This is a genomic window from Brevundimonas sp. RM1 (assembly GCF_052907225.1).
Genome location: NZ_JBRERY010000039.1, coordinates 1 through 10,165, shown reverse-complemented (window position 1 = coordinate 10,165; position 10,165 = coordinate 1). Strand labels below are relative to the sequence as shown.

The following is a 10,165-nucleotide window of genomic DNA, read 5'->3' as shown; positions in this document are numbered from 1 at the left end:
CGCCAGCGTCATCGAGATCGCCGCCGTCAGCGTCGTCTTGCCGTGGTCAACGTGACCGATCGTGCCGATGTTCACGTGCGGCTTCGTGCGTTCGAACTTTTCCTTGGCCATGGCCAAACTCCTGTGGCCCGGGTCCGGAGCGGAGGGGCGCTTGTGCTCAGTTCAATAAACCTGGAGCGGGTAGACGGGATCGAACCGACATCCTCAGCTTGGAAGGCTGCTGCACTACCATTGTGCTATACCCGCACGAAGAATGCGGTTGCACCGCCCTTCGATTGAAGAGCGACGGTTCCGCACCCGATTCCTATCTGGACTCCCGGCCCGTCAGGCATTGAAGGCGCGTGGTGGGGGAAGCAGGACTCGAACCTGCGAAGCTTACGCAGCGGATTTACAGTCCGCCCCCTTTGCCGCTCGGGACATTCCCCCAGCGCGCCTTATGTCAATGCCGGTCTGGAAACGCCGGAAACAATCTTTCGATCATTCCGCGACGAAAGCCTTCGCTGTCGGGCGACGCCTGCAGTAGAGGAAGCGCCTGAACCGAAAGCCCTGGGGCCCAAATCGGAGGCCGTCTTATAGTGTCGTCATTTCGAGAACGCAACGACCGGAAAACCGGTAAAAAACAATCTTTCCAAAAGAGGGGGGAAGGCCGTCTGGATCGGCCTCAAACGCCCGCCACGCAAGGACGCGGCGGCGGTGAGACAGAGCGAAAACCGGCTCGTTCGCGCCCGGACGCCGATAATTTTCTTTGGGGACGCCATCCGGTTTTGGCCGCTTTGGCGAATCCCGCGCGCCGCGGAAGCGGCCGCCTGATGGTCACGGAAGACCGCGCCGAAGAGATTCAGCGCGAGAATCTGGCGAACGGCCACCGAATCGAAGTGGTTGATTCTGTCGCCCTGGGCCGGATGCTGCCCGCCGGGGCGGTGCACCAGGGCATGGCCTTTAAGGTCCAGCCGCTGGAAGGCGTCGCCCTGGAAGATCTGGCCGAACCCGCTGAAGGCGTCATCGTCATGCTGGATCAGCTGACCGACCCCCAGAACGTCGGCGCCATCTTCCGCTCGGCCCTGGCCTTCGGCGCGCGCGGCATCGTGGTGCAGGACCGCCACTCCCCCGCCCTGGCCGGCGCCCTGGCCAAGGCCTCGGCCGGCGCGACCGAACGCCTGCCCTGCGCCCGCGTGACGAATCTCAGCCGCGCGCTGGAGAAGCTGGCCGACTACGGCTGGCGCGCCATCGGCATGGACGGCGAATCGGATCTGACGCTGGAACAGGCGCTGGACGCCCGACCGACCGTCATCGTCATGGGCTCGGAAGGCGACGGCGTGCGCCGCCTGGTGGCTGAACACTGCGAAGCCATGGCCCGCATCCCCATGCCCGGCGGTTTCGAGAGCCTGAACGTCTCCAACGCCGCCGCCATCGCCCTGTATGAAGCCGCCCGCGCCCAAGGCAGAGCGAGCTAGGAACTGATCCCCCGCGTCAACTCGCCCCTGCGGCGTCTTGGCGCGGGGGCTGTCGAGTTCTAAGAGTCCGACATGGACTTCCTCTCGAACCCCGAACTGATCAGTCAGGCCTCCGCCCTCGGCAAGGTGCTGATGATCGATCTGGTCCTGGCCGGCGACAACGCCGTCGCCGTGGGCCTCGCCGCCGCCGCCCTGCCCCAGGAACAGCGCCGCAAGGCCATCCTGATCGGCCTGGCCGCCGCCGTCGTCATGCGCATCGGGCTTGCGCTCATCACCGTCCAGCTGCTGGCCATCGTCGGCCTGCTGCTGGCGGGGGGCTTCCTGTTGCTGTGGGTGTGCTGGAAGATGTGGCGAGAGCTGCGCGAGCAGGCCACCCACGACCAGGCCGAGGCCGAGGCCGAGATCGAGCGCGCCATGGCCATCGAACACGGCGGCGGCCCCTCGCCCGAAGAGCTGGGCCTGAAGCGCAAGACCTTCGGCGCCGCCCTGATCCAGATCATGATCGCCGACCTGACCATGAGCCTGGACAATGTCCTGGCCGTGGCCGGCGCCAGTCACGAACATCCCTGGATCATGGTGTTCGGCCTGATCCTGTCGATCGCCCTGATGGGTCTGGCGGCCACCTTCATCGCCAAGCTGCTGAACCGCTATCGCTGGATCGCCTATGTCGGCCTGGCCATCGTTCTCTACGTCGCCTTGCACATGATCTGGGACGGCGGGCGTTCGGTGATCGTCCGCACCGGCCATGCCGATCAGTTCAACGCCTCGGCGCCGGCCTTCCTCGCCATCGGCGCAGAGGAGCAGGCCAAGCATATGAAGCACACGGGCAAGGGCGCGGATTCGCACACGCCTCACGCCCTGCCCGGCGGTCGCGAACGACGCGATCCGCCGCCGCAGACGGTCGAGCCTTCTCAACCTGCATCCTGAAATACGAAAGGCCCGGAGCGATCCGGGCCTTTCTCATGTTCAGGCCATCGCCTCAGCGACCACGCAACCAACCCGTGATCGAAATCCGATCGCCGCCGGCGGACAGCGCCACCTGCGTCACCGAATGCGGCGTCGGCACCCGCAACAGGTTCAGCGTGTTGAAGCGCGGCGTGAAGGCCTCGGCCACATTGCCGTCCTCGCCATGGAAGGCTAGCAGCCCGCCCCAGTCGATCCGCCAACCAGGCGTCAGGTTCAGCACATAGGCGAAGTAGCGGTTCTTCCCTTCGGCGTGATCGTCATGCTCGGTCAGGAAGTGCCCCGCGCGATAACGCGTCACCTGCATGTCGGCCATGGCGATGCGCTCTTCTCCCGTCAGCTCTCGCATCAGCCCCAGAAAGTCATCGCCATTCAGGAAAGCCGCCAGGGCTCGCCAATGCGCTTCGGCAAGACCGTCCTGCACCAGGTCGAACACGGGATAGTTGTCGTACAGATACTGAAAATCCGCCGCCGCCGACTTCTGGATCGCCTCTCCCAGTCCACGCTTCTGATCCGGCTGAAGAGACGCCAGCCACGCGGATGGCAGGTCGACATGGCCGGTCCCCCTCCGCGTCACGACGTTGTAATCCGCCTCACGGGCCAGATCATACAGCGCGGCGGCCGAGGACTCGGTCAGTATGCCTTCAACCTGGGCGCGGCCGGTCCGCAGCAGGCGTTCGCGAACGGCGGCGCGCAGATCCGACGACACTGCATTCAAGGCAAGGAGCATAGCCCCGGCGCTCACCCTTCGGCGCCGCCGAAACGTTCGGTCCACTCGGCGACCTGAGCGTCCTCGATCTTGGCGAACAGCACCTGCGCGGCGGCGACCGCTTGCCCTGCGGGAACGAGATTCAGCACATCGCCCTCGACGTCCGGCCACGACAGATCGGTCGCGCCCACCGTGGCGGCGATGCGAGCCGCCGCCTCGGGCATGAAGGGCGCGGTGACGCGGGCGAACAGGGCGACCAGCGACAGGCCGGTGCGCACCACCACGGCGGCGCGTTCGCGATCCGTCTTCAGCGCCGTCCAGGGGGCGGCTTCCTGAAGATATTCGTTGCCCAGCACCCAAAGGGCGCGCGCCGCCTGGGCCGCCTTGCGGAACTCCATGGCCTCGAACTCATAGGTCAGGCTGGCCAGGGCCGCCTTGACGTCAGCCGCCAGCTTCTCTTCCAGCGCGCCCGGTTCGCCGCCCTCGGGCGCGACGCCGTCGAACTTGGATTCCGTGAACTTGACGATGCGGTTGACGAAGTTGCCCAGCACGTCGGCCAGATCCTTGTTCGTCGTCGACTGGAACTGCTCCCAGGTGAAGGCCGCATCCGAATGCTCCGGCCCATAGGCCGTCAGGTGCCAGCGCCAGTAGTCGGCGGGCAGCAGCTCCAGCGCCTGATCCATGAAGACGCCCCGGCCCATGCTGGTCGAGAACTTGCCGCCGTACCAGTTCAGCCAGTTGAAGGCCTTCAGTTGATCGACCGTCTTCCACGGCTCGCCCGAGCCGAGGATGGTCGCCGGGAAGCTGACGGTGTGGAAGGCGACGTTGTCCTTGCCCATGAACTGGACGTAGCGCACGTCTTCGGCGCCCTCGTCCAGACGCCACCACGAACGCCAGTTTCCGCCCGTCTGCTCCGCCCATTCCTCGGTCGCGCCGATGTATTCGATGGGGGCGTCGAACCAGACGTAGAAGACCTTGCCCTCCATGCCCGGACGCGGACCGCCGTCGGGACCGACGACCGGCACGCCCCATTTCAGGTCGCGGGTGATGCCGCGGTCGATCAGGCCCTCGTCCAGATGCTTGTAGGCGATGGAGCGGGCCAGCGGCTGCCACTGGGGCGAGCGGGCGTCGACCCAGGCGCGCACGTCGTCGGCGATCTTGGTCTGCAGCAGATAGAGGTGGCGCGTGTCGCGGACCTCCAGATTGCGGCTGCCCGACACCGCCGAATAGGGATTGATCAGATCGGTCGGGTCCAGCAGGCGGCCGCAGTTGTCGCACTGGTCGCCGCGCGCCTTTTCATAAGCGCAATGCGGACAGGTGCCCTCGACATAGCGGTCGGGCAGAAAGCGGGCGTCGTCGATCGAATAGATCATCCGGTCCACGCGCTCCTCGATCAGGCCGCGCTCTTCCAGCACCTTGGCGAAGTGCTGGGTCAGGCGGGTGTTCGGGGCGTTGGAGCTGCGGCCGAAGATGTCGAACGACAGGCTGAAGGCGTCGGCGGCCTTCTTCTGAACCTGATGCTGCTCGTCGCAATAGGTGCGGACGTCCTGACCGGCGGCGGCGGCGGCCAATTCAGCCGGGGTGCCGTGCTCGTCGGTGGCGCAGACATAGAGGACGTCATGGCCGCGCGCCCGCATGAAGCGCGCCCACACATCAGCGGGCAACATGGACCCGGCCAAATTCCCCAGGTGCTTGATGCCGTTGATGTAGGGCAGCGCCGAGGTGATGAGGATGCGGGACATGATCTTCCAACGTCTGACAGGGAGGCGTCGGATATAGAGGGCGCAAACCCAGTCGTCACCTCTTATGGGCCGGACGCCTATGAGACAGGCGTCGCCCTTGCCGTCGGCAGACGCCGCGCGATCCGCACGAACCGCCCGGTCAGCAGCGCGCCCGAGATCAGGCTGGCCACGATCACCGACCAGACCAGGCCGTCCACGCCCATCCGATGCGCCAGGAACCAGCCCAGCGGGATCATGATGAAACCATAGGACAGCAGGTGCATCAGCGTCGGCCACACCACGTCGCCCGCCGCGCGGTTCGCCTGGGCGGCGACCACCTGCTGGGCGTCGGCGACGAAGAACAGAGTCGCCAGCGCCAAGGCCGGGGCCGCGATGGCCAGGATCGCCGGGTCGGTCGTATAGGCGCCGACCACTAGCGGCGCGGTCAGCCACAGGCCGATGGCGATGATGAAGGCCAGCACCGTCACAACGCCGACGCCCGCCAGGCCGCCCCGCATGACGCCCGCTCGATCGCCGCCGCCGTAGCTGCGGCCGACCAACACCGCCGTCGCCGACGACAGGCCCATGGGCACCATGAAGACGATGGCGGAGACGTTGATGACCACGGCCCAGCTGGCGGTCTCGGCCGCGCCCAATTGGCCGGCGAACAGGGTCATGGCCGCGAAAGCCCCGACCTCGATGAAGTTGGACGCGCCGCCGCCGAGACCGACCTTGATCTGCTGGCTTTCAACCGCCTTGTCGCGCTTGGGCTTGTTGAACACGCCCCAGGCGCGCGCTTCGGGCAGGCGCAGAATGAAGATGACCAGGAAGATCGCCAGCGCCGCCCGCGCGCCGAACGTCGCCCAGGCCGAGGCCACGGCGCCGTCCAGGCCGATGCCCAGGATGTCCGGCACCAGCAGCAGGTTCAGCGCCAGGTTGACCGCATTGGCCACCCACATGGCCACCATGCCCGCCTTGGGCCGATGCAGTCCTTCAAGGAAGAACAGGGCGCAAATCGAAATCAGATAGGCCGGCATCGACAGGGCGAAGACCATCAGGGCAGGCGTCGCGCCCTCGCCCAGGCCGTCCTCCAGCCCCATGTGCACCAGGCCGAACGGCCCCAGCAGCAGCAGGCCGATCATGGCGACAAAACCGATCTGCAGGGCGTAGGTCATGCCGCGACGCAGGACCGCGCCGACCTCATCGCCGCGCCCCTCGCCCAGCAGACGGGCGGTCATGACCTGCACGCCCATCATCAGGCCGACCGCCGTGGTCAGCACGACCGAGGACGGCGCCCAGGCCAGGGAGTGGTAAGCCAGCTCGCGGCTGGCGTAGTGGCCGACGACGATGGCGTCGGTCAGGCCCATGGTCATGATGCCCAGACGCGCCAGCACGACCGGCCAGGCCAGCTTCAGCAGCTCGGACAGGGTGGCGCGATTATGGAAGCTGAACAGGGACTGGACCATCGGACGCCGCAACAGCCACGCGCGCAGGCGCGGGTCAATCGATTTTCCGGCCGGTTCAGGCGCCTACCAGGCGCCCAGCTCGCGCAGCTCGCGCGCCAGGTCAGGCGGCAGGTCCGTCGGCTCGGCCACCGACAGGTCCGGCGGCACGTCCTTCTCGAAATAGCGCCAGCCCTGAAACGGCCGCCGGGCCAGGGGCGCAGTGCGGATGACCTGGCTGTCGAGCTTGATTTCACACCGGCTGGCCTTGCCCTCTCCGATGGTCGTGATCTCGAGGATGCGCTGACGGCACGTCACCGAGCCTTTCATCACCCAGTACAGCGAGCCGCCGTCCTCGATCTCGGCGGCGCGCTTGGGCGTCATGCGGGTGTGGACGATCCGCCAGTCGGACCGGGCCGCGTTCGCTTCCAGCGTCTCGACCTCGGTCACGCCGACGCAGAGCTTGATCATGTGCAGGGGCATGAGGCCCAACTAGTCATCCGACGCCGCGAAGGCCAGCCCGGCTCAGGGCTGGCGATCCAGTTGGGTGAAGATTTCCTGCCCCTTGGCGATCAGTTCCTGTCCGCAACGCTGGCTGTGCGAACGCACCTGCTGGACCGGGGTGGAGTCCGTATATTCCAGCATCCGCCCGATCCAGTTGCGCGCCGGATCGCGGCCTTCCAAACGGCCCAGATAATACATCATGCCGCCCGTATACTGCTGCTTGAGCTCATCCGAGGCGGCCGGATCGTCGATCGCCACCGCCAGCAGGCCCATGCACTGCAGATCCGAGGCCGACTCGGTCGGCATATCGCTCAGGTCGGCGCCCAGAAGCGCCGCCGCCATCATCGCCGCAAGGATCATTCGCCCGCGCCCTCGGCCTTCACCACGGCCAGAACCGCGCCGTCCGTGACCTGATCGCCGACGGCGACGTTGAACTCGGCCACCACGCCGTCAAAGGGCGCGGTCAGGGCGTGCTCCATCTTCATGGCCTCCAGCACCACGACCGGCTGGCCCTTGGCCACCTTGTCCCCGGCCTTGGCGGGCGCGGCGACGATCTTGCCCGGCATGGGCGCGCGCAGGCCGCCGTCGGAGGCGGAACCGCCCGCCGGACCGCTGGACTTGCGGCGATGGAACTCGACCACGTCGCCGCCGTCGAACACCAGCACCCGTCCGGCGTCCGGCGACAGGGTGCTGACGACCTCGCCGTCGACCACGACCACGCCCGGCTCGCCATAGATCTGAGCCGAGCCGAATTCGCCGCTCACGGTGAAGCTGGAAGAACGCCCATACCAGCCCGGCTCGCCGGTCAGGGTCAGGGCGTGCGCCGCGCCGTCATGGTGGACCGCCGTATGCGCCTGCGGCGCCGCGTTCAGGCGGAAGCCGAACAAGCCCGCACGGGCAGGCGCCAGCACATTGTCCGGCGCGTCGAAGGCGGCGGCGTCCGCCTCCAGCCCGATCTGTCCCGCCGCAGCGGCCAGGGCGCGGACGGAAACCTGAGCCGGGGCGATCAGCGCTCCCTCCTCCGCCGCGATGAAGCCGGTGTCCACGTCGCCTTCGACAAAGCGCGGATGGTCCAGACAACGCGCCATGAAGCCCGCGTTAGTCTTCACCGGCCAGACCTCGACCTCGCGGCAGGCGTCGGCCAGACGGGCGGCAGCGACCTCGCGCGTGTCTTCGTGGACGATCAGCTTGGCGATCATGGGGTCGTAGAACTGGCTGACCTCGCCGCCCTGCATCACGCCGGTGTCGACGCGGATGTCGTCGGGCATGACGAAGTGATCCAGCCGCCCGATCGACGGCAGGAAGCCGTTGGCCGGGTCTTCGGCATAGAGGCGGGCCTCCATGGCCCAGCCCTTCATCGGAATGTCGGCTTGCGCCAGTGGAATGGGCTGCCCCGCCGCGACGCGCAGCTGCCATTCGACCAGATCGACGCCGGTGATGCTCTCGGTCACCGGGTGTTCGACCTGAAGTCGGGTGTTCATCTCCATGAACCAGATGCGGTCGGCCTTCAGCCCGTCAGAGGCGTCCGCGATGAACTCGATGGTGCCCGCGCCCTGGTAATCCACGGCCTTGGCGGCGCGGACGGCGGCGGCGGTGACGGCGTCGCGCGTGGCCTGATCCATTCCGGGCGCCGGGGCCTCTTCGATCACCTTCTGGTGGCGGCGCTGCAGCGAGCAGTCGCGCTCATGCAGGTGGACGACGTTGCCGTGGCTGTCGCCGAAGACCTGCACCTCGATATGGCGCGGGCGGGTGATGTAGCTCTCGATCAGCACGCGCGGATCGCCGAAGGACGACTGGCCCTCGCGCTGGGCCGACGCCAAAGCCTCGGCGAAGTCCTCGGCGCGGTCGACCTTGCGCATCCCCTTGCCGCCGCCGCCCGCGACCGCCTTGATCAGGACCGGGAAGCCGATGCGGTTCGCCTCGGCCGTCAGGGTTTCCAGCGACTGGTCCTCGCCCTGATAGCCGGGGGTGACGGGCACGCCCGCCTCGATCATCAGCTTCTTGGCCGCGTCCTTCAGGCCCATGGCGCGGATCGAGGACGGCTTGGGGCCGATCCAGACGATGCCTGCCGCCGCCACCGCTTCGGCGAAGTCGGCGTTCTCGGACAGGAAGCCATAGCCGGGGTGGATGGCCTCCGCCCCCGTCGCCTTGGCCGCCGCCAGCACCTTGGCCGCATCCAGATAGGACTCGCGCGCCGCCGCCGGACCGATCAGCACCGCCTCGTCTGCCTCGCGAACGTGCAACGCCTGGGCGTCAGCCTCGGAATAGACGGCGATGGTGCGCAGGCCCATGCGGCGGGCGGTGCGGAAGACGCGGCAGGCGATCTCGCCGCGATTGGCGACCAGGACGGACTTGAACATCAGGCTACCTTATTGCGCCCAGTTCGGCGCGCGCTTGTCGAGGAAGGCGCGGACGCCTTCCTGGCCCTCGGCCGAGATACGGGCGCGGGCGATGCGTTTGGCGGTCTCTTCCAGCAGGCGATGGTCGATCTCTTCGCCGGCGACATCGTTCACCAGACGCTTGGCGTCGCCCATGGCGCCCGGCGCATTGGCCGACAGGCTGTCGGTCAGCATGGAGATGAACTCGTCCACCGAACCTTCGGGCAGGACCATGTCGATCAGTCCCGCATGAGCGGCGTAGTCGGCGTCGAAGATGTTGGCTGTCAGGAACAGCTGACGCGCGCGGCGCGCGCCGACCGCCTCGATGACATAGGGGGCGATGGTCGCCGGGATCAGGCCCAGCTTGACCTCGGAGAAGGCGAAGCGCGCGCCCTCGACCGCCACGGCCATGTCGCAGGCGGCGACGATGCCCGCCCCGCCGCCCATGGCCGCGCCCTCGACCAGGGCCACCGTCAGCGCCGGCACGTCGTGCAGCGCCTTCAGCATCTTGGCCAGGCCCATGGCGTCGTCGCGGTTGTCGCTCTCGGACCAGTCGGCCGCCGAACGCATCCAGTTCAGATCTGCGCCCGCGCTGAACGTCCCGCCCGCGCCACGGATGAAGACTACGCGCACCTTGTCGGCGCCGTGCAGCGTCTCGAACGCTTCATAGAGGGCGGCGATGGTCGCCGCGTCGAAGGCGTTCTTCTTCTCGGGACGGTTGATGGTGACGAAGACCACGCCGTCGGCGGTGGCGTCGATCTGCACCAGGTCGTCGTTCGCGTCCGGCGCCGCATCGGCGACGAAGGGGTGGGCGATGGCGTTCATCTCCGCCGCCTCGGCGTCGGTGATGTCCAGAGCGTTCAGCTCTTCTTCGGTCGGCTTTTGGTCAGTCATGATGGGCTCCTTGGCCGATAGAACGCTTCAAACGTCATCCCTCTCCCCCTCGCTGGGGAAGAAGGTGATTAAACAGGATCGCAGCGGTTGGCGCGAACGG

General features: G+C 67.3%; 10 protein-coding genes and 2 tRNA genes. 2 read left to right on the top strand and 10 right to left on the bottom strand.

Annotation, left to right across the window (positions count from 1 at the left end):
- From ACU5AP_RS15650 to ACU5AP_RS15640, 3 genes are all read right to left on the bottom strand, one after another.
- Positions 1-111, bottom strand: a 111-nt coding sequence (locus ACU5AP_RS15650; protein ID WP_346532223.1) for a GTP-binding protein, incomplete at its 3' end; no start/stop codon positions are given.
- Positions 112-172: 61 nt separating this feature from the next.
- Positions 173-246 (bottom strand) — tRNA-Gly (locus tag ACU5AP_RS15645).
- 96 nt (positions 247-342) lie between these two features.
- Positions 343-426 (bottom strand) — tRNA-Tyr (locus tag ACU5AP_RS15640).
- A 149-nt stretch (positions 427-575) separates the two neighbouring features.
- Here ACU5AP_RS15640 and rlmB point away from each other — a divergent pair.
- Together rlmB and ACU5AP_RS15630 are read left to right on the top strand one after the other, a co-directional pair.
- Entirely contained in the window at positions 576-1,454 is an 879-nt protein-coding gene (gene rlmB / locus ACU5AP_RS15635; protein WP_076224801.1) for a 23S rRNA (guanosine(2251)-2'-O)-methyltransferase RlmB, read from the top strand.
- Positions 1,455-1,526: 72 nt separating this feature from the next.
- Positions 1,527-2,381, top strand: a complete 855-nt coding sequence (locus ACU5AP_RS15630; protein ID WP_128719787.1) for a TerC family protein — start codon at positions 1,527-1,529, stop codon at positions 2,379-2,381.
- A gap of 52 nt (positions 2,382-2,433) precedes the next feature.
- Here the strand turns inward: ACU5AP_RS15630 and ACU5AP_RS15625 are convergent, their stop codons facing one another.
- From ACU5AP_RS15625 to ACU5AP_RS15595, 7 genes are all read right to left on the bottom strand, one after another.
- Positions 2,434-3,147: a 2OG-Fe(II) oxygenase gene (locus ACU5AP_RS15625; RefSeq protein WP_223850784.1), complete on the bottom strand. Its 714-nt coding sequence runs from the start codon at positions 3,145-3,147 to the stop codon at positions 2,434-2,436.
- Between the two features lie 11 nt (positions 3,148-3,158).
- Positions 3,159-4,868, bottom strand: a complete 1,710-nt coding sequence (gene metG, locus ACU5AP_RS15620; RefSeq protein WP_076224799.1) for a methionine--tRNA ligase — start codon at positions 4,866-4,868, stop codon at positions 3,159-3,161.
- A gap of 77 nt (positions 4,869-4,945) precedes the next feature.
- Entirely contained in the window at positions 4,946-6,313 is a 1,368-nt protein-coding gene (locus tag ACU5AP_RS15615; RefSeq protein WP_003164357.1) for an MATE family efflux transporter, read from the bottom strand.
- 63 nt (positions 6,314-6,376) lie between these two features.
- Positions 6,377-6,772 (bottom strand): DUF1489 family protein, encoded by a 396-nt coding sequence (locus ACU5AP_RS15610; protein ID WP_128116537.1) that lies wholly within the window; start codon positions 6,770-6,772, stop codon positions 6,377-6,379.
- A 42-nt stretch (positions 6,773-6,814) separates the two neighbouring features.
- Positions 6,815-7,153 (bottom strand): hypothetical protein, encoded by a 339-nt coding sequence (locus tag ACU5AP_RS15605; protein WP_128719784.1) that lies wholly within the window; start codon positions 7,151-7,153, stop codon positions 6,815-6,817.
- Entirely contained in the window at positions 7,150-9,153 is a 2,004-nt protein-coding gene (locus ACU5AP_RS15600) for an acetyl/propionyl/methylcrotonyl-CoA carboxylase subunit alpha (RefSeq protein ID WP_128719783.1), read from the bottom strand. The genes ACU5AP_RS15605 and ACU5AP_RS15600 overlap by 4 nt, the downstream gene beginning before the upstream one ends.
- Positions 9,154-9,162: 9 nt before the next feature.
- Positions 9,163-10,065, bottom strand: a complete 903-nt coding sequence (locus ACU5AP_RS15595; protein WP_128719782.1) for an enoyl-CoA hydratase-related protein — start codon at positions 10,063-10,065, stop codon at positions 9,163-9,165.
- Positions 10,066-10,165 lie beyond the last annotated feature (100 nt).

Bases quoted from the DNA above. Each gene is read 5' to 3' on its own strand.
- ACU5AP_RS15595 (WP_128719782.1), bottom strand. From the start codon at position 10,065: ATGACTGACCAAAAGCCGACCGAAGAAGAGCTGAACGCTCTGGACATC.
- ACU5AP_RS15610 (WP_128116537.1), bottom strand. From the start codon at position 6,772: ATGCCCCTGCACATGATCAAGCTCTGCGTCGGCGTGACCGAGGTCGAG.
- ACU5AP_RS15605 (WP_128719784.1), bottom strand. From the start codon at position 7,153: ATGATCCTTGCGGCGATGATGGCGGCGGCGCTTCTGGGCGCCGACCTG.
- ACU5AP_RS15630 (WP_128719787.1), top strand. From the start codon at position 1,527: ATGGACTTCCTCTCGAACCCCGAACTGATCAGTCAGGCCTCCGCCCTC.
- ACU5AP_RS15600 (WP_128719783.1), bottom strand. From the start codon at position 9,153: ATGTTCAAGTCCGTCCTGGTCGCCAATCGCGGCGAGATCGCCTGCCGC.
- metG (WP_076224799.1), bottom strand. From the start codon at position 4,868: ATGTCCCGCATCCTCATCACCTCGGCGCTGCCCTACATCAACGGCATC.
- ACU5AP_RS15625 (WP_223850784.1), bottom strand. From the start codon at position 3,147: ATGCTCCTTGCCTTGAATGCAGTGTCGTCGGATCTGCGCGCCGCCGTT.
- ACU5AP_RS15615 (WP_003164357.1), bottom strand. From the start codon at position 6,313: ATGGTCCAGTCCCTGTTCAGCTTCCATAATCGCGCCACCCTGTCCGAG.